The 19,844-nt window shown below is 49.5% G+C and carries 16 protein-coding genes and 1 riboswitch; all 16 genes read right to left on the reverse strand.

Features of this window, described 5'->3' with window-relative positions; all coding sequences use genetic code 11:
• Positions 1 to 165 precede the first annotated feature (165 nt).
• Positions 166 to 1,587 carry a cobyric acid synthase gene (locus ACO0KV_RS02695; protein WP_423039819.1) on the reverse strand — a complete coding sequence of 474 codons (1,422 nt, stop codon included), beginning with the start codon at positions 1,585 to 1,587 and terminating at the stop codon, positions 166 to 168.
• Positions 1,588 to 1,601: 14 nt separating this feature from the next.
• Positions 1,602 to 3,056, reverse strand: a complete 1,455-nt coding sequence (locus ACO0KV_RS02700) for an efflux transporter outer membrane subunit (RefSeq protein ID WP_423039624.1) — start codon at positions 3,054 to 3,056, stop codon at positions 1,602 to 1,604.
• Complete coding sequence (locus tag ACO0KV_RS02705) at positions 3,053 to 4,315, reverse strand: efflux RND transporter periplasmic adaptor subunit (protein ID WP_423039626.1); 1,263 nt, start codon at positions 4,313 to 4,315, stop codon at positions 3,053 to 3,055. Before ACO0KV_RS02705 ends, ACO0KV_RS02700 begins: the two co-directional genes overlap by 4 nt.
• A 1-nt stretch (position 4,316) precedes the next feature.
• Complete coding sequence (locus ACO0KV_RS02710; RefSeq protein ID WP_423039628.1) at positions 4,317 to 7,565, reverse strand: efflux RND transporter permease subunit; 3,249 nt, start codon at positions 7,563 to 7,565, stop codon at positions 4,317 to 4,319.
• 302 nt (positions 7,566 to 7,867) lie between these two features.
• A complete protein-coding gene (locus ACO0KV_RS02715) occupies positions 7,868 to 8,665 on the reverse strand; it encodes an ABC transporter substrate-binding protein (RefSeq protein ID WP_423039630.1) in 798 nt (265 codons plus the stop codon).
• Positions 8,662 to 9,585 carry a cobalamin-binding protein gene (locus tag ACO0KV_RS02720; RefSeq protein ID WP_423039632.1) on the reverse strand — a complete coding sequence of 308 codons (924 nt, stop codon included), beginning with the start codon at positions 9,583 to 9,585 and terminating at the stop codon, positions 8,662 to 8,664. Before ACO0KV_RS02720 ends, ACO0KV_RS02715 begins: the two co-directional genes overlap by 4 nt.
• The gene (gene cobD, locus ACO0KV_RS02725; protein ID WP_423039821.1) at positions 9,578 to 10,603 is read right to left on the reverse strand and encodes a threonine-phosphate decarboxylase CobD; all 1,026 of its coding nucleotides are present in this window, start codon (positions 10,601 to 10,603) and stop codon (positions 9,578 to 9,580) included. Before cobD ends, ACO0KV_RS02720 begins: the two co-directional genes overlap by 8 nt.
• Before the next feature lies 1 nt (position 10,604).
• Positions 10,605 to 11,555, reverse strand: a complete 951-nt coding sequence (gene cbiB, locus ACO0KV_RS02730) for an adenosylcobinamide-phosphate synthase CbiB (RefSeq protein ID WP_423039823.1) — start codon at positions 11,553 to 11,555, stop codon at positions 10,605 to 10,607.
• Positions 11,555 to 12,124: a bifunctional adenosylcobinamide kinase/adenosylcobinamide-phosphate guanylyltransferase gene (gene cobU, locus ACO0KV_RS02735; protein ID WP_423039825.1), complete on the reverse strand. Its 570-nt coding sequence runs from the start codon at positions 12,122 to 12,124 to the stop codon at positions 11,555 to 11,557. Before cobU ends, cbiB begins: the two co-directional genes overlap by 1 nt.
• Positions 12,125 to 12,126: 2 nt before the next feature.
• Positions 12,127 to 13,452, reverse strand: a complete 1,326-nt coding sequence (locus ACO0KV_RS02740) for a cobyrinate a,c-diamide synthase (RefSeq protein WP_423039634.1) — start codon at positions 13,450 to 13,452, stop codon at positions 12,127 to 12,129.
• A complete protein-coding gene (cobO, locus tag ACO0KV_RS02745) occupies positions 13,446 to 14,114 on the reverse strand; it encodes a cob(I)yrinic acid a,c-diamide adenosyltransferase (RefSeq protein ID WP_423039636.1) in 669 nt (222 codons plus the stop codon). Before cobO ends, ACO0KV_RS02740 begins: the two co-directional genes overlap by 7 nt.
• 11 nt (positions 14,115 to 14,125) lie before the next feature.
• The gene (locus tag ACO0KV_RS02750; protein ID WP_423039638.1) at positions 14,126 to 14,887 is read right to left on the reverse strand and encodes an ABC transporter ATP-binding protein; all 762 of its coding nucleotides are present in this window, start codon (positions 14,885 to 14,887) and stop codon (positions 14,126 to 14,128) included.
• Complete coding sequence (locus ACO0KV_RS02755; RefSeq protein ID WP_423039640.1) at positions 14,887 to 15,957, reverse strand: FecCD family ABC transporter permease; 1,071 nt, start codon at positions 15,955 to 15,957, stop codon at positions 14,887 to 14,889. Before ACO0KV_RS02755 ends, ACO0KV_RS02750 begins: the two co-directional genes overlap by 1 nt.
• Positions 15,958 to 16,274: 317 nt before the next feature.
• Positions 16,275 to 18,128, reverse strand: a complete 1,854-nt coding sequence (locus ACO0KV_RS02760) for a TonB-dependent receptor domain-containing protein (protein ID WP_423039642.1) — start codon at positions 18,126 to 18,128, stop codon at positions 16,275 to 16,277.
• A gap of 148 nt (positions 18,129 to 18,276) precedes the next feature.
• Positions 18,277 to 18,556, reverse strand: a riboswitch (cobalamin riboswitch).
• Positions 18,557 to 18,734: 178 nt separating this feature from the next.
• Complete coding sequence (locus tag ACO0KV_RS02765) at positions 18,735 to 19,088, reverse strand: PilZ domain-containing protein (protein ID WP_423039644.1); 354 nt, start codon at positions 19,086 to 19,088, stop codon at positions 18,735 to 18,737.
• Positions 19,089 to 19,299: 211 nt separating this feature from the next.
• Positions 19,300 to 19,842, reverse strand: coding sequence for a histidine phosphatase family protein (locus tag ACO0KV_RS02770; RefSeq protein ID WP_423039646.1), 543 nt, complete (start codon positions 19,840 to 19,842; stop codon positions 19,300 to 19,302).
• Positions 19,843 to 19,844: the final 2 nt, after the last annotated feature.

The raw sequence follows: 19,844 nt of genomic DNA on the forward strand, positions 1-19,844 counted from the left end.
AGCAGGTTGCCACTTAGTATCGGTAACAAAAACATCTGAGTCATCCAAAAAGTAGCAGATAAATTATCAAATAGCTATCAATTCTACGATTTCTGAGATGGTCCGAGCTAAAAGAATATGACGGATATTAGTCAACTAAGGCCTCCGTCATTTTTTCTATGCTGCTCAGAGCCTCTGTAACGCCGCCAGCAATGGTTCGCACGCATCTGCGATACGATCAATGCTCTGCTCCCTCAACGCAGCTAAATCAGGTTTTAGATCACTTTGCAGCCCCGCCCATTTCAGTAATGCATGACAAGCATCTGGATGATCGAATAAACCGTGCAGATATGTGCCCAGGATCAGATCATCCGGTGAGCGCGCACCTTCATCCTGACCGCTAATATTAAATACTGGCAAAGTATCATTGCTAGCATAAGTAATCCCCATATGGATCTCGTAGCCAATCACCGGTACCTGAGTGTCTCCAAAAATGCAAACACCACTAACTTGTTCAAGTCGTTTGTCTGCGGTGAGTTCCGTCGTAATATCGATTAGTGCCAACCCTTCTGTATCGCCGGGCTTTCCTTCTACGCCCAGTGGATCACTCACCATTTGACCAAGCATCTGGTAACCACCGCAAATACCGATGACCTTTCCGCCATATCGCAGGTGTTTTTCTATCGCATGCTGCCATCCTTGCTGCAATAAAAATTCTAGATCTGCACGCGTATTTTTACTACCAGGCAAAATAATCAAATCTGCAGCGGGGATTGCTGTACCAAGACCAATAAACTGAAGATCTACGTCAGGGTGGGTGCGTAATGCATCGAAATCTGTATGGTTCGAGATCCTTGGAATCACCGGTACAATGACTTTAAATTTGCCGTTCGATGATTGACTTGATTGAATCGCGTCTTCTGCATCCAACTGTAAGCCGTGCAGGTAAGGCAGTACCGCTAACACGGGCTTACCGGTTTTTTCTTCGAGCCATTTCAAGCCAGGCTCCAGCAAGCTGACATCGCCACGAAAACGATTAATCACAAAACCGATAATGCGCTTTTGCTCTGATTCAGACAGGCACGCCAACGTGCCAAGAAAGTGCGCGAATACGCCACCACGATCAATATCTGCGACCAAAATCACTGGGCAATCTACCGCCTCTGCAAAGCCCATATTGGCAATATCACGATCACGCAGATTAACTTCCGCCGGGCTACCCGCCCCTTCAACGATGATAGCGTCGTAGGTGCGTTGTAGGCGGGCATAAGACTCTAATACCGCGCCCATCGCTACCGTTTTATATTGATGGTAATCGCGAGCATTCATATCAGCCCGGACTTTGCCATGGATAATAACTTGCGCACCGGTATCCGAAGAGGGCTTGAGTAACACCGGATTCATATCGGTATGTGCAGGCAGACATGCTGCCTGCGCCTGTAGTGCCTGGGCGCGGCCAATTTCGCCCCCGTCGACGGTAACTGCGCTATTGAGCGCCATATTTTGCGGTTTCAGCGGCACGACGCGCACGCCCTGTCGGCACAACAAACGGCACAATGCGGCGACGACCGTACTTTTGCCTGCGTCGGAAGTGGTGCCTTGCACCATCAGGGTAGAAATTTTCATGATTGTATTTGAATAGGGGGAGATGCCTTTCCCTGACCACTTTGCCAACCGCCGCCCATTGCTTTGACAAGGTAGACTGCATTCAACATTTGTTGCCCCTGAATCTGCACCAGTTGGCGCTGATCCGACAGTAAGGTTTGCTGTGCAGAGATCACGTCGAGATAGGTCGCCAGTCCACCGGTGTAACGGTCATTAGCCAGAGTCAAGACGCGCTGGGCGCTATTTACACTCGCCTGGGCTTGTTGCCTTGCGCGCGCGAGCAATACCCCGCCCTGCATGCCGTCCTCTAACTCCTGCATCGCAACTAGCACATTCTGGCGATAATTCGCAACCGTAGCAGTGTAAGCAGATTGGGCAAAACGAACGTTTGCATTTGTCTTACCGCCATCAAACAGCGTCTGTGCTGCAGAAGCGCCAAGTGACCAAAGGATGCTTGGCGCACTGATCAAATTGCTAAACTGGTTGCTATTCCACCCACCGTTAGCTTGTAATATCAGCGAGGGGAAATAGGCTGCACGCGCCACGCCAACATTAGCATTAGCGACGGCAACAGCACGCTCAGAAGATGCAATATCCGGCCGATGCTGCAACAGATCTGAAGGTAAACCAACTGGGATGGCGGGTGGCGTAAAGCTGCTCACTTTTTCGGAGAGGCTAAATGCCGGCGCAGGCTTTCCTGTCATCGTCGCCAACGCATGCTCAAACTGCATGCGCTGCTTTTGCAAGAGTTCTAATTGCGTTTGATTGGCTTGCAACAGTGCTTCTTGCTGCGCCACATCAAGGCCCGATGCGACACCGAGATCATGACGATCCGTAATAAATTTCAATGCCCTACCTTGCAGATCAATCGCTGTACGTACCACCTCAATTTCGGCATCAAGCTCACGCACATTAAAATAATCTGCCACCAATTCTGCCATGAGTACGAGCCGGACATTTTCGAGATCAGCTACGGCAGCTTGCTCTGCGGCGCGAGCACTTTCGACGGTCTTACGCACTCGGCCAAACAGATCGGCTTCATAACTCACCGAAAACCCTAATTGCTGGCTATTTTGTACAGTCGACTGATTATTGACGTTGTAAGCAGACTGAGGGCGATCCGCAGAAATTTTTAACCGCGAACTACCCACTTGCGCACCAATTTGCGGAAATAGCCCCGCATTAGCGACACTTGCTTGTGCCTTTGCCTGCTCGTAATGGGCTGTCGCCACCTGCAAACTCTGGTTATTGGCAAGCAGGCTAGAAGCTAATTGATTTAACTCGACATCCTGAAACATTTCCCACCAGGTTCCCTTGATGTCAGCATCACCTGGTTGAGCAACAAGAAATGGTGCTTCAATATGCCAATGAGTTGGCATCACCAGTTCAGGCTTTTTATATTCAGGACCTGCCGTACACGCACCAAGCAAAGCCAGTGCGCTGATTGCTAAGCTGTGCTTTGCGAATTTCATGCGGCCGCCTTTTTATCGTCTTCTGGCTTCGATGGCGACACAATCACCGTATCTTTATCTGCCAGTGAGTCCGCTGGATTCAATATCAGTTTATCATTGACTGTAACGCCGCTCAGAATTTCCAGCTTATTACCGAGATCATGGCCAATGGTGACGGTCTGCAAACGCACCAAACCATTGGCATCAACGACCGCCACGCGCGTACCTTCCGGACGGAACAAGATCACGTTGGAGGGAACAGTCAGGATTGAGCTTGTGCCGCCAAGGGGCAATGCCACTTCCACATAAGCACCCGCGAGCAACGTATTATCCTTATTTGGCAAGTTGATTTCTAACTGCAATGTTCTTGTAGCGACATCAATCACACCTGCTGTACGAACGACCGTTCCATGGAAAATTTGTCCTGGCAATTCTTTCTGTGAAATGCTGACGGTGTCTCCCGCTTTAATGCGCTGTGCATAAGCCTGTGGAACATACACGTACACCCGCAGAGAATCAACCTGCGCCAGGCTAAACAAGGCTTTCGCAGCACCACCATTACCAGCGTCGATCAGATCGCCCACTTCAACATTACGGCGAGTAACCACACCAGAAAAAGGTGCAATCACGCGTTTAAACTCGACTTGTTTTTGCAATCGCACAACATTGGCTTCCGACGCTGCCACATTCGCTTTTGCCTGCGCAAAGGCGCTGGTCCGTTCATTCAGTTCTTGCTGAGTTACCGCATCCTTTTTACGCAGCGCCTCCCAACGTTGAGCAGACGTTTTGGCCAAATCAAGGCTGGATGCAGCCTGCTCACGTGCGGCGATCGCCTGCGCGAGTTGTTGATCGACTTCAGGCGTATCAATCTCCGCGAGCACGTCCCCCTTATTGACACGAGCACCGATATCTTTATTCCAGCGGATAACGTAACCACTACTCCGCGCAAAAATAGGCGCTTCGATCATGCCTTGTAACGTCGCTGGCAAGGTCAGCTCACCTTTACCAGACGCTGGTTTCGGAGTCACTGTGTAGACATACAACTTGCTGTGATCTGCTGTCGCTTCGGCCAAGGCATGCGCGTGGCTTGCCCGCAGCGCAAACGTTGCAACACCACCAATACCCAAACAGAGCAGGACACCTAGACTGATTAAACGGGCACGATGCAAAATAGGTTCTCGGTGCGGATGAGCTGCATGTGGGGGCAAACCATCTTGCTGGTGAGACTGCGTGCCATGAATACCTAGATCGGCGTGACGTTTTTCAGATTTCTCAGACATGTTAAGAGTTCCCTTCTTCTGCAACTGGTAAGCTGGCATCTGCGACGTGGTGACGTTGCCCGACGTGCCGATTATTTTTTTCCTGACGATGATTCAGATAGCGATGAATGCCTGCGAAGACGATAGGTACAAAAAACAAAGTAGAGATCGTCGCAAATAACAAGCCACCAATTACGGCTCTACCTAATGGCGCATTTTGCTCCGCGCCTTCACCAAAACCAACGGCCATTGGGATCATACCGATAATCATCGCCAGTGCTGTCATCAATACCGGACGAATCCGCGTTGCACCGGCTTCTAATGCCGCCGACAGCGGTGGTAAGCCATCATTGAGACATTGCCGCGCAAACGACACCATCAAAATACTGTTTGCTGTCGCCACACCCATCGTCATAATCGCACCTGTTAATGCAGGTACGCTCAGGGTTGTACCTGTCAGGAACAACATCCAGACAATCCCGGCCAGTGCCGCAGGCAATGCCGTAATAATGATGAACGGATCCACCCAAGACTGGAAGTTCACGACAATCAATAAATACACCAATACGATTGCCATGGCGAGACCTACACCAAGACCGACGAATGACGACCTCATGGTCTCAACTTGGCCACGGATAGTAATGGTCGCACCACGTGGCAACTCTGCGCGCAATTGATTAACTAGTTTTTCTGTTTCACCAGCCACTCCCGCCAGATCACGCCCCTCCACGCTGACATACAAATCGATGACTGGTTTGATGTTGTAGTGCGAGATCACTGCGTATTGCTCCGCTGGTTTGACATCCACCAGATTACTCAACATTTGTGACTGCATCCCCCCCACTGCAGAGGCGTTAGCAGCGTTGGCTGCATTCGCCGCTTTAACCGGGGTGCGCAACAAGGTGTCCAAATCACTAATCTGGTATTGCGGCGTCTGCACTGCCACACTATAGACCACGCCATTGGCCGGATTAAGCCAGAATGCTGGTGCAGTCTGAAAACTACCTGACAGTGACACCAACAAGTTCTGCGCAACATCAACAGGATTTAAACCCAGTTGTTTGATCTGACTGCGATCCATAGTTAAGGCGAGTGTTGGCAGGTTATTTTTTTGGTGAATATGTACATCCACGGCACCTGGAATGGCTTTTACCTGCTTCATCAACTTACTAGCGAGTTGATAATTGGTGTGCAAATCAGCACCTGCGATCTGAATATCCAACGCTGCGGGCAAACCAAAATTGAGAATCTGCGTCACAATATCCGCAGGCTGGAAGAAAAACTCAACGCCAGGGAAACGTTTTGGCAACTCACGGCGCAACTGCTCAACATAGATTGCTGTCGCATGATGGTCTTCTGACAGTGACATCAGAATTTCAGCATCCATCGTCCCTATCGTTCCGGCATTGCTATAAGAAAGATTAATACCGCTGTAGGGCAAGCCAATATTATCCAGAATTGTTTCTAATTCATTGGCAGGGATGATTGTGCGGATGAACTTTTCAACCTCATCTGCAGTTCTTGCTGTTTCTTCTAAGCGGGTACCGGTAGGCGCCCGCATATGCAAGCGAATTTGACCAGAATCGACGCTCGGGAAAAAGTCACGCCCAAGAGTAAATACCAAGCCGCACGACAGGACACAGAAGGCAAGAAACGCACCGCCAAACACCTTACGATGCGTCAATAAGGTCGATAGGATAATGATATAGCCACCGCGGAATTTTTCAAACCCAGCGTCAAACCGGCGATAGACACGTTGCAACAGACTTGGCTTCGCATGGGGATCGAGGTGCGCATGACCCATCATCAACATCACCATGGTTGGCACCAGCGTCCGCGACAGGACATAGGACGCCAGCATCGCAAACACCACTGCTTCGGCCAGAGGAACGAACAGGAACTTCGCAACACCCGCCAAGAAAAACATCGGTACGAAGACAATACAAATACACAAGGTTGACACCAGCGCCGGAATAGCAATTTCACCGGCACCATCAAGAATCGCTTTATGTAAATCGACACCTTGATGTAAATGTCGCTCAATATTTTCAATCGTCACCGTCGCATCGTCGACCAGAATGCCCACGGCCAAGGCCAAACCACCTAGCGTCATAATATTGATGGTTTCTCCCATCGCATATAAAGCAAGAATAGAAGACAAAATCGACAAGGGAATCGACACTGCAATAATCAGAGTACTACGCCAGTTCCCTAAAAATAGCAAAATCATGGCGGCGGTTAAACATGCCGCAATCAGTGCTTCATGGATCACGCCGCTAATCGCCGCTTTCACAAAGACAGACTGATCAAACAAGGTCGATATTTTTAAATCCTTTGGCACACCTTGGGCAACCGCTGGCAACATTCCCTTGAGAGTATTGACGATGTCGAGTGTAGAAGAACCACCGTTCTTTAATACAGAGAGCAGTGCGCCACGTTGTCCGTCCTGACGTACGATGTTGGTCTGTGGCGAAAAACCGTCCCGAACGCGAGCGACTTCGGATAAATAAGTGGTGCTGCCATTTTTTGCAACGACTGGAATATTATTAAGCCCAGCAATCGTATCAGGCGAACCATTCATGGCGACGTTGAATTCGGTGGCACCAATTTTTGCAGTACCAGATGGCAATGCCAGATTTTGTGCATTAACCGCACTGACAATATCGGTTGGCGTGAGACCTTTTGCCAGTAACGCTTTATTGTCCAGATCAACCGATACCACCCGCATTTTCCCGCCATAAGGGTACGGAATCGCCGCCCCCGGTACAGTAATCAGTTGCGGGCGTAGGAAATTAATGGCGGTATCACTCAATGCTTGCTCTGTCATAGTAGGACTAGACAAGCCAAGCTGAACGACAGGAATACTCGATGCCGAGTACTTAATAATCAATGGCGGCGTAATCCCGGGAGGTAATTGACGTAGTTGCGCCTGTTCAATCGCCACCACCTGCGCAATCGCCATTTGAATATTGACGTTAGGCTGAAAAAAAATCTTGATAATCGCAATACCCGCCAGCGATTGCGACTCGACATGCTCAATATCATTGACCGTCGTAGTCAGACTACGTTCATTCGTCGCAGTAATCCTCTGCCCCATTTCTTGCGCAGAAAGACCACCATAGTTCCAGATAATGCTGACAACCGGGATATTAATGTCGGGCAAAATATCCGTCGCCATTTTGGTCAAGACCAAGGGCGTGGACAATAAAATGAGCAGCGCCATGACGATAAAAGTGTAGGGGCGCCGAAGAGCAATCTGAACAATCCACATGTTTTAATAACCTGGAAACGGAAATTGGACAGCGTAACAAATCCATGTTTGATCACAACCAACGACCCGCTGACCATCTACGACGGCGTTTCGTTGCATACTTGCGATCTTAACAACAATAAATTTATTGTAACTGCAGGGTTGACTAGCCTCATCGAACTAGCAGAAAGATTGCCGATCTGCCAGTGATTGAAACTAATGATTCCGGATTGTAGCGGAAAAAATGAAATAGAATTGTATCGCTATTATTTAACAATACATACTTTCTGCATAGGCAGAGTAGCCGTAGACAGAGCTAAAAATCAAGCTTGTGCGCGCTGCCAAGCGGCAATAATCTCACGCAACTGACGCAATCCATGTTGTATCGCGGCGGGTCCAGGAGATAAAATATCCGGAGATTTAATCTCGACGATCCAGCGATGTCTGACGGCAGGAATCTGCGACCAATTCTCTCGCTCTGCGACAGTTTCTGGTCGAAATTTTTTTCCACACCAGGAACCAATGATAATATCCGGCCCTCTTCTGATGACTTCAGCGGGATCAGCAATGATGCGCTGTTTCGCACTGAAATTCACTGCCAGATCAGCGAATACGTCATCACCACCAGCGACCGAAATCAACTCAGAGACCCAACCAATCGCAGACATTAATGGATCGTTCCACTCTTCAAAATAGACTTTGGGACGGATTTTCTCTATGGCGGTCTGCGCCTTGATGGCGTCAATCTCATTCTGCAAGCTTGCTATCAACATCTCCGCTGCTGCTTGCTTATCAACCAATTGCCCTACCGTTTTGATCATACGAAAGATGCCAGCAATCGTGCGCTGGTTAAAGGCATGTACCTCAACGCCAGCGTTGATCAACTCACGACAAAGTTCTGCCTGCATATTTGAATATGCCAACACGAGATCAGGTTGGACGGCGAGAACCCGCTCTACTTTACCTGATGAAAAAGCACTGATTTTCGGCTTTTCTTCGCGCGCGCGCGCAGGACGGACAGTATAGCCAGAGATGCCGACCACGAGATCTTCGGCACCGAGTGCATACATCACTTCGACAGCTTCTGTCGACAAACATGCTACACGTTGATACAAACTCATTTCAGTCCCTTCGCTATATCAGTACTGCGATGCTGACGCGCCTGGTCGAGTAAGGCGCAGATCGCCTTTGCACCTTCAATTGTGCGGGGACCCGGACGATTCATCAGATCTCCCTCGATCACTAACAGGTTGTGATTCTTGTTCGCTAACAGGGTCGGAAAATTCTTCCATTGATCAATATCGTTCTTACTGTCACCCATTGAGGTGGTACCTATAATCAACTCAGGATTTGCCTGCAATACCGCTTCTACCGTCACCACTGGTGCAGATGGCGCGAGTGCACCAAACATATTTTCACCACCGCACAGACGAATCGCATCGCTGACAATGTGTTTGTCATTCAATGTATATAAAGGGTGCCCCCATACCTGATAAAAGCTACGTACCTTAGATTTATGCTGATTTTGTATTGTTAACTGTTGTAGCTGTTGCTGAAAAGTGGCGGCGGCTGATTGTGCAATGGCTTCTGTCTCCATTAATTGTCCAAGATTAATCAGCGTCTCGGGAACCTGAGATAATTTTTGCGGTTCGCTGAAAAAAAAGGGAATACCCGATTTCCGTAACGTATCCAATTGTTGATTGAAGGCACCATGCATCCAAACGACCATTAAGTCTGGCTTTAAAGCGATGATTCGCTCAAGATCAACTTGACGCAGGTCTCCTATTCTCGGAATTGCTTTAGCCGCTTCAGGATAATCGCTGTACTTCACGGTACCGATTATTTTGCTACCGCCGCCTGCCGCAAAAATGAGCTCTGTGACGTGCGGTGCTAGGCTAATCACGCGTCGCGCAGGACGATCAAGTGTTACCTTGTTACCCAAATCATCTGTGACTGTCACTGCTGCGACACCATACATGCTCAAGGTGCTCAGCATTGCTAGTAATATCGTGGTAAAGCTTATTCTGAATAATTTATGCATATTGCTGTGTCCATTCATTCAAGGCATGATTCAAACGTTGCCACCCAACCTCAGTGCCCGGTAAGCCGAAACGCACGCCATGCGGGCGGAACGGTGCCTGGGCAAACCAACGCAGCCAAATACCGCGCTCAGCCATAAAGTGCCATAACAATTCCGTGCGACCCTCCAGATCACGGTGGCTCGACCATTGAAATAAATCTGTGCCAGAAGAGCTGATGGAAGCATCACTGAGCAGGTCGCGTAATCGCTGTCCTTGTTGTTGTAAATAGTGACGAGTATCAGCCTGCCATGCGACATCACCGAAAGCGGCAATCGCAATTTGTTGTGCAGGTCCACTTACCGTCCAAGGCCCCAGCATGGCACCCAATCGTTGTAATAGCTCAGACTGTGCGGCGACAAAACCCAAGCGTATGCCCGCTAAACCAAAAAATTTTCCGACCGAGCGCAATACAATTAAGCCTGGCTGCTTCGTGTGGCTGGCAACACTCAATGCAGGTACCGTGTCGCCAAAGGCCTCATCGACAACTAGCCAGCCGCCACGCTGCGCAAGTCGCGCAGCCCAGGTGAGGAGTGTTTCTGGCTCAACCATTTCACCCGTCGGATTGTTGGGATTACACAGTACCACCACATCAGCCTGATCGATAGCTGCCTCAAGTAAAGGATAAATACAGTCTGTCACCTGGTGACCGCCGCGACGCCACTGATGTGCATGCTCAGCGTATGACGGTGCAGAGACAAGCACCTTGGAGTGACCTGATAGGGCATGGCGCAGGTGTGGCAATGATTGAATCGCGGCTTGTGTGCCCGCGACGGCGAGCATCTCTGGTGCGCCATAATACGTCATGGCAGCAGCGATTAACTCATCAGAATGTTCAGGCAAACGGTGCCAAGCATTGTCTGCGATGCTAGGTGCAGGATAAAAACGTGGATTAATCCCTGTGGACAAATCGAGCCATTGATCTAATGGGCGCTTGAAATTATTGACTGCATCGCGTAGGTTACCGCCATGCTCTAACAAACTATGCTGCATACAAAGCTCCCCCCATGAAAATCGCAGTCAAAATAATGACGCCCGACCATAACACGGCGGCATTCAACACCAGTCGCCACGCGCTACTAATGTCTTTCGATGAAGCAGGCCGCCCTGCCCCTAACAATGGACGAATCTCATCAACACCGTCATAGCGCGCACTACCGCCCAAGGCCAGACCGAGCGCGCCCGCACCTGCGGACATCACTGAGCCAGCATTGGGGCTCGGCCAGCCAGGTGCCTGCGTACGCCAGCAGTGAAGTGCTAACCGCGTCTGACCCAATAGCGCGTAACTAAGAGCGGTCAGCCGTGCAGGAATCCAATTCAACCCATCGTCGATGCGGGCTGCCACACAACCAAAGCGCAAAAACCGGTCGCTTCGATACCCCCACATCGCATCAAGTGTATTCGATGCGCGATACAACACGGCACCCGCACCACCCAACAAAACGAACCAGAATAGCGTACCGAACACGGCATCACAACCATTTTCCAAGACCGACTCAACACTGGCTTTCGAAAGATATTCTTCATCCCCCTGGGTAGTATCTCGGCTGACAATATACGAAGTCAGGCGGCGTGCCGATACCAGATCACCATTCTCTAAGGCCCTCTGAATGGGTAAATTATGGTCACGCAAACTACGCAGCCCAACACAAAAATACAAAAGTAAAATGTGTAAAACAGGTGCAAGCCAAACACTAAACCGCGTAGCCAGCAACAAAAGGACTTGGGTGATCACCACCAAAGGCAACACCGCCACACACCAAGCAAACGCGCCGGTCCAACGACTTGCATGCAAATGGTTGAGGCTTGACTCAATGCGGATTGCCCAATTCCCAAAACCAACCAACGGATGCCAGCGGCTGACCTCACCAATCAACATATCGACGATCAGTCCCACCACAACACAACATGCGACCTCGACACCAGTCAACATCAACATGATTGTCCCTTCAGATATAAAGGCAATCCCGCAGCGACCCACACGACGCTTTCGCACACAGCGGCGACATCTTGGTTTAATCGTCCTGCTTCATCCACGAACCAGCGTGACACAGCCCCCATCGGCACAATACCCATACCCACTTCATTCGATACCAGCATCACCTCACCGACTGCACTCGCAAGCGCATTGAGCAATGCCTGCCGCTCCTGCGTGAATGCCGGCGGTGGTGTAATCGTTCCGACGTCCGGAAAGTCTGTCTTTCCTGAAAATAGACAGTTCGAAAGCCAGACTGTGAGGCAATCGATGATCACAATGGTATCTCTCCGGCTATATGTTTCAATTGCCGATCCCAAACTGAGTGGCTGCTCTACGGTAGTCCAGTGCGGTGGTCGTTGCTGCTGATGGTGAAGAATTCTTGACTGCATCTCTGGGTCAGACGAAGGACAAGCGGTGGCGATATACACAACCTGCTTTCCACCAGCACTCCTCTCTTGCACCATACGTTCAGCAAACCTGCTTTTACCCGAACGTGCACCGCCAAATACCAGCATATGCTTCATCATTACTCCGCTAAAAACAGACGCGCGACCATCGCTGGGTCAGAGGGGAAATACGCATGAAAATACGATGCCCTTGTATTGCCAACTTGGTACAGTGCTTCACCTTGCGCTCCATCACGCTGCTTACTGGCGTGAGAAAATGGCATCAGCGTCGTGTCGAACCGTGAATAATGGAATGTGTGCCCACGTAGAGCGAATGTGTTTGTAGTCTCTTTCGTCGAATCCGACCATTCCTGCCCGCCAAGCGCAGCCAGTCGTTGCTGCATGATGACGCGACCAGATAAAAGTCCTGCCATCGCCCAGGTCTGTCTGTTCTGGTCTGTTAATGCATCGGTCAGTACCATCATACCGCCACACTCCGCCCAAATAGGCAGTCCAGCTGCATGCGACCGCCGGACTGAATCGAGCCATTGCTGCGACCGCGTCAACGCCTCAGCGTGTAGCTCAGGATAACCGCCCGGCAAATACAGTGCATCGGCCTGCACTGGAATCGCTTCATTTGCTATCGGCGAAAAATAAATAAGTTCAGCGCCAAGATCTTGTAGACAACGCAGATTGGCTGGATATAAAAATGCAAAAGCTGCGTCGCGGGCGATGGCAATTGTTTTACCTTGCAGAGGCTTTGCTGATTCAACTGCATCGACAAGTGAATCAACATCGCTGTCAAACGATGTTTCCGGCAACGCACTCCAGGCATCCATGTTGAGCGATAATTGGTCAGCCATGCGATCCAGTATCGTATCGATGTCGGACACTTCTTGTGGCAATACCAGCCCTAAATGGCGCTCTGGTAAAACCTGCTCCTGCCGCATAAGACTGCCAAGTAAAGGAATATCCCGCATCGCTTCCGCCACCATCTTTGCGTGGCCTTCGGACGCCACACGATTGGCAATGACGCCAGCAAGATTGACCGGTCCAAAATCCCGCAAACCCAGTGCCAACGCCCCAACGGTCTGCGCCATGGCCGATGCGTCCAATACGGCCAAGACAGGAACGCCAAATGCCCGTGCCAGATCTGCTGAAGAGGGATTGCCATCATAGAGCCCCATCACGCCTTCGATCAAAATCACATCTGCACTTTGTGCCGCTTCTGCTAACATCGCTTGTGATGCAGCGTGCCCAACCATCCATAAATCCAGCGAGTACACTGGAGAGCCACAAGCGCGCTCCAGTATCATAGGGTCTATAAAATCAGGACCCGCCTTAAAAATACGAACAGTCTTTCCCAGTTTGACTAATTTTCTTGCGAGTGCTGCTGTGGTGGTGGTCTTGCCCTGCCCTGAAGCGATCGCCGACACCATAACAACCTTGGCTGAAGTGCTTACCATTCCACACCTGCCTGCGCAACGATACCGTCTTTAAATGCATGCTTAACGACTTGCATCTCTGTGACCGTGTCTGCAATCGCAATCAGCTCTGGCAGAGCGCCCCGACCAGTCACCACCACATGTTGCATTTCTGGTCTAGCATCCAAATCCTCGATCACCGTCTGAATGTCGAGATAGTGGTATTTGAGGGCGATATTGAGCTCGTCGAAAACAACCAACCCTATCGTCGGATCATTGAGAAATTTCTTCCCCTGCTCCCAGGCTTTCGTCGCCTTTTCGATATCACGTTCGCGATTCTGAGTTTCCCAGGTATATCCTTCACCCATGGCATAGAATTGCACTTCATCAGGGAAACGGCGCAAAAAGATTTCTTCACCGGTCGACATGGCACCTTTAATAAACTGTACAACGCCGACTTTCATGCCATGTCCCAGCGCGCGCATCACCATCCCAAAGGCACTTGAACTTTTTCCTTTGCCATTGCCGGTATGCACCAACAGCACGCCCGTTGTTCGCTGCGCCTGTTCTATTTTTTCGTCTATCAATGCTTTCTTGCGCTGCATGCGCCGTTGATGACGTGTGTTCAACTCGTCTATCTCAGTGGTGGAAGCAAGATCCTTGCTTGTGTCTGGTGATTCGTTAGAAATGTCAATGTTACTCATGATGATCCTGGTTAATCGCGGGGTAAAAACAGCGTTTGTCCGTGGTGGGTAAATCGTTCAATAGGATGTCCCAGACAATGACTCAATTGTTCTGCATCTAAAATTTGCTCAGCGGGCCCTGCCATCCAGCTGCCGTCCCCCATCAGTAGTAAGGCATGGGTCGCAATACGATAAGCCAGATTTAAATCATGGCTGACCATCACGACCGTTTTATTTTGTTCGCGGCATAACGTAGAGAACAACTGCATGACCCGGACCTGATGCGCCAGATCGAGGGCATTTGCAGGCTCATCTAATAACATGCATTGTGCATCCTGCGCCAGCAAAGCCGCGATGGCGACACGCTGCCGCTCACCGCCAGACAGGCTGCGTACATCACGCTGCGCCAGATCATCAACATCCAATTCACGCAGGGCTTGCATCGCGATATGCAAATCTGAATCAGACTCCCAGTACTGCGTTCCCTGGTAGGGATGACGAGCGCTTAAGACCGTATCAATGGCGCGATAAGCAAATGCATCGGTTCTATTTTGCGGCAAAAAAGCTCGCTCTCGGGCTAGCGCCAACAACGGCCAGTCACGCAGTGATTTATCGTGCAAAAAAATCTGTCCGGATTCAGCATCGCGCAAGCCAGCTAGGGTTCTTAGTAGAGTACTTTTACCCGCACCATTCCGACCGATAATGCACCAACACTCGCCCGCATTGATCGTCCAATTAAGGTGTTGTATCAGTTGACGGTTGCCAGCCTTAAGGCTCAGATCACGAATATCCATCAGCGCCTCCGCAATTGATGCAATTGAAGCAAAAACACCGGCACACCGATGATCGCTGTGATCACCCCAACCGGTAACTGCTGTGGCGCGACGGCGGTACGAGCGATAGTATCGGCTAACACCAGAAAACTCCCCCCAGCCAACGTGGCGGCAGGAATCAATAATCGGTGATCGGGCCCCAATGCAAAGCGACATGCATGTGGCATGATCAGTCCAACAAAACCAATACTACCAGCGGTACTGACAGCGCTTGCCGTCAATAATGCAGAGCAGAAAAATAACAGCTGCCGCAAACGCCCCACATTGACACCAAGTGTCGTCGCATTATCAGCATGCATTGCTGCCACATTAATACCCCGCGCATTGCGCATCGCGAACAAGAGCACGCCGACACCAATGATCCACGGCATATAACGTCCCTGTGTATTTGACAAATCTCCGATCATCCAAAAAACCATGCCACGCAAGCGGCTGTCAGGGGCAATGGACAACATTAAAGTAATCAACGCACCGCATCCGGAAGCAACGATCACACCAGTCAGCAATAAAACGGGGGCGCTGCCATCACTGCTGCCACTGCCGCGCAAATCGCGATAGGCGAGCGCAAATAGCAATAAAGCGACGATGATCGCGCCGGCAAACGCCGCCATGTCGACCATCCAGAATGTCCCATAAAACAAAATCATGGCCAAGGCGCCTACCGATGCGCCTCCCGAGATGCCGAGCACATACGGATCTGCTAACGGGTTACGCAATAAAGCCTGCATCAGGACACCAGACAATGCCAATGTCGCACCGGTAATAAAGCCCGTTAATGCACGTCCCAAGCGAAGTTCTAATAAACTTGCAGCAAGTGATGCAGGTTCACCACGAATCAGCTCGATCAAGGCTTGCCACAACTCACTAAGATTCAGACTTACTGAACCAGTAAGGCAAGCGATGATGATGCTCGCGAAGGCAATAAAAATTAAAAATGGGAGTACCACGCCAGCACGAATCGCCGCTGATATCGACGGCTGATGCGGTAGATGCGGCAGGTGCGGACGCTGACGAAAAGAAAAGAAAGACATGGGCGTTATGCCTGAACCATAAAATTGGGGGGGGGAGCGAGCACTCAATACACTCAGCGGTGACCACCCATTGCTTCAACTACAAAATTGACTGGTCATAGCAATTTAAGGTACCGACCAATCAACGCATCAAACATTTATTTTCAGATCTCATCGCAACGACTGCCCCTGCTGAAATCTGGCAAAGCTTTATACATCTCAAACAATACAAAACCGCCCCAGATAGCTGGAGCGGTTCTTCATATCATCCGAAAACGGACATAAACCCATCCCGGCAACGAACGACAAAGTAACCGAGAGGAGGTGTGCATGTTGTATTATTTAAAACCGTAATTCAGACCAACGTACACGTTGGAGCCAGGCGTGTTATAGCCATAAGCCAACGCATAGTTTTTATTCAATACGTTGTTCCAGCGAGCCAGTAAAGAAATGTCTTTTGTTACGGCATAAGTACCATACAAATTCATTAAGCTATAGCCAGCCAAAGTACGCACATTAGTAACGTTATCAAACCGATTGCCACTAAACAGTGTTTCCACACCAATTTTAGCTTTATTTATTGTGTATTCTGCCGCAAAGCTTGCATGTTGTTTTGCCCGACGCGCCAGACGTTTACCGGTTGTATCGTCCTCAGGATTTTGAATATCGAGAGAACCGCGCAACATCAGATCTGCCATGCGCGTGCTACCGCCCAGCGTAATACCTAACATCGTTGCTTGATCAACGTTGTAAGCACAACCATAGGGATGCGTAGACGTTTGCACAGGACAAACATTTGTACTGACGAGAAGATCAGTTGCCTTGTTTTGGTACACAACAGCACTTAACTGCGTCGTCAGATTCTCGTAGTAAATGCCAACTTCCGCATTTTTTGCTTTTTCAGGTTGATTGGTCGCAATGCCATAACCAGGATAGTAAAGCTCATTGTACGTGGGTGCACGGAAGCTGGTACCGTAGCTGGCATTGACTCGCCACTCTGATGTCAAACGGTAACCGTACGCAACACCTCCGGTGGAGTTGGAACCATAGACTGAGCTATTATCATTACGCACACTTACGCTGGCTAAATGCGCATCTTGTTTCCAAACATAAGAAGCAGCAACAGAATTTGTCGTGCGTTTCTGATTGAGTGCAGCTGTCGAGCCATTCACTTTTTCCTGACGGCTTTCTGCAATCAATTGCAAAACATCCTTACCTAATCTGATATCGTTCTGGAAACTGATCAGATTTTGATGCGTATCGATTTGACTTTGACCGTATGAAGCGTCCGTAAAATTGAGATTATTGGATTGCGCAAACTGCACATGCGAAGTCCACATATCATTGACTTTGACATTGCCGTAAACAGCGATAGTTTGCAACTGCTCAACGGAGTGGTCATCGTAAGATGGGCCTGAATCAAATTGCGCATTCAAGCGACTTTGCATAAATTTAATACCCGCTTCGTAACCTGGTGCGAGTTGCCAATTAAAACTGCCGCTCGCGCTATCAAGCTTGTAACCATCATTATCTGCGTTATAGCTATATTTACCAGCGCTAGGATTCGTTGCAGAGAAACCCGTATTGTTCTCATGCCCAACATTGAGGGCATAGTTAAATTCATTGCCCGACGAGCCAAAGACACCCGCCTGCATTTTACGTAAGCCATAACTACCAGCGCCAACTGATGCTGTCAGCGATATAGGGCCACTTCCTTTTTTTGTGAAAATCTGAATAACGCCACCCATCGCATCAGCACCATACAAGCTGGATAATGGCCCATAAACGATTTCGATATGATCAATTTGTCCCAATGGAATGGTTTCCCAACTGGCACCACCGACCGTTGATGAGCTGTAACGCACACCGTCAATCAATACAATATTTTGCGCATTGCTACCACCGCGCATCAACACGGAAGAAGTCGTTCCAGCACCGCCGTTACGCGTGATTTCAATGCCACGTTGTTGTTGCAGTAAATCAACTAAAGATTCGGAACCAGCTTGTGCGATTTGTTCGGAGGTAATGATGACGTTGTCGGCCAATACGTCCTTAGCGGCCTGAACCTGACGTCCAGCAGTCACAACGATGTTTTGAGCAGTACTATTGGAAACGGACTGAGCGAAGGAGGCAGCTGGAAAAGCAGCGGCCACGGCCAACGTAATGGCGAGAGGTTTTAATACAAGATTCATGCTAATGAGAATAAATAGATCACGCAGCCAACGTCCCCGCAGGCAGCCTAGAACAAAATAATCACGTAACAGAGGTGGTTCAGCTGATTGTCCCCAAAACTAATAAGTTCAGAACCAAAGTCAGTCAACAACGAAACTCCCCGTTCGTATTACTTCACGTATTCTGGCCGGTATCCGGGCTGACAAATATCACCATCTGACCTTCCCATGCAAACAAGCACAGTGGTATTGCAAGATGGCTGGCTCAACACGAAGTTGAACAATTTGTACACCGTTGCGGGGGCAGCACATTTATATTGCCTCGAAGCATTAAATTAATCTAGCCGATAGAGCAAGCGAAGAGCAATTTGAACCAAGAAGAAATTGATGTTTCCCGTTTAACCGCAAACATGAATATGTCTGCGAGCACCAAAACACCGCCATTTTATAGATGGATGGCACTGCGAGCAAGACAAGTCTTACCCTATCGATCAATCTGACTACTTACACAACCTGATTAATAGACAGTAAGACGATGCTTGGACGCAAGGAGAAGCTGTCGTAAGCCATCGAAATGAGGACGCGCCCAAATTAATAGGGCGACGTCAAAGTAAGCGTTAACTATTCTCAGACCACCGACATATTTTGACTTGTCATTGAAACCCAGGCACTGATTAATTCACCGTCGTTACTTGGTAAGCCACTTAGGGCAATGCCTATGCGGTAATTTTCGCCCTTCAACACTACGTGCTTTACTTCGCATTGACAACTGACATGAATAAGCTCTGCGCGGTTGGCCAGAGAAGGTATCTCGATAATGAGGGGGTATGTGACATCAAGAGATAAGCCTTGCGCGCACTCGAGCAAAAGACCGTTTTTGGAACTATTGACCGCGTTACACACGATGAGTCGACCATCTTTGAGTTTGACGCCAGCACGCCAGGTGACGTTGACTCGGGGGGCTTTTCGTAGTTCTATCATATGCGTCACACCATCAAGGTACACACTACACTTTAAACCCCAAAATGCGCCAAATCTCATCGAGTGCCAGCATGACGAACCCCAGGGAGCATATTTACATGACGAGATTTTATTTGCCACTTTTGATGGCGTCATCCCGTTAAAACAACAACGGTATTTACGTCAAAAACAGAGACGTGTTCATCAAAAAAACACAAAAATAGTAGCATCACTAAAGTAGGGTTGTCTCTGTGCACGACGCGAATTCGAAACGCTGTTCCATTTGCGCCACACGTTTTGCTAAGCTGACAACCGTATCACCCTGCTGCCAAGCCGCCAAGATCCTGATGACGCCCGCATGAGAAACGATCACTGCCTGCTCCATGGACTGTTTTTGCAAATCAGCAATAAATGCCATTACCCGCTCAACCATTTGCAATAGCGTTTCCCGCTTGCCTGGCGAGTAACCAACAACATCCGCCGCCCAGGCATCGATCTGATCACGAGGTATCAGATCCCATGCTTGCATTTCCCACTCACCAAAATGAAGCTCTAGAAGGCGCTCATCAATAACAGGATTGGGATGCAAATGATTTGCTAAGTTGAGACACCGCGATAATGGACTGGTAAACACTGGCAATGAGCCAGACCAGCGCCGGCGCAGGGTTTCAGCGCAGACGCCGATATCGTCGGCACTCGTCGGGACGTCGGTCTGACCATAGCAAATACCTGCTGGAATAAGCGGTGCGGTATGCCGGATCAGGTAGAGATACATGA

Source organism: Undibacterium sp. RuRC25W, assembly GCF_049339825.1.
In the GTDB taxonomy this organism is placed as follows: domain Bacteria; phylum Pseudomonadota; class Gammaproteobacteria; order Burkholderiales; family Burkholderiaceae_D; genus Undibacterium.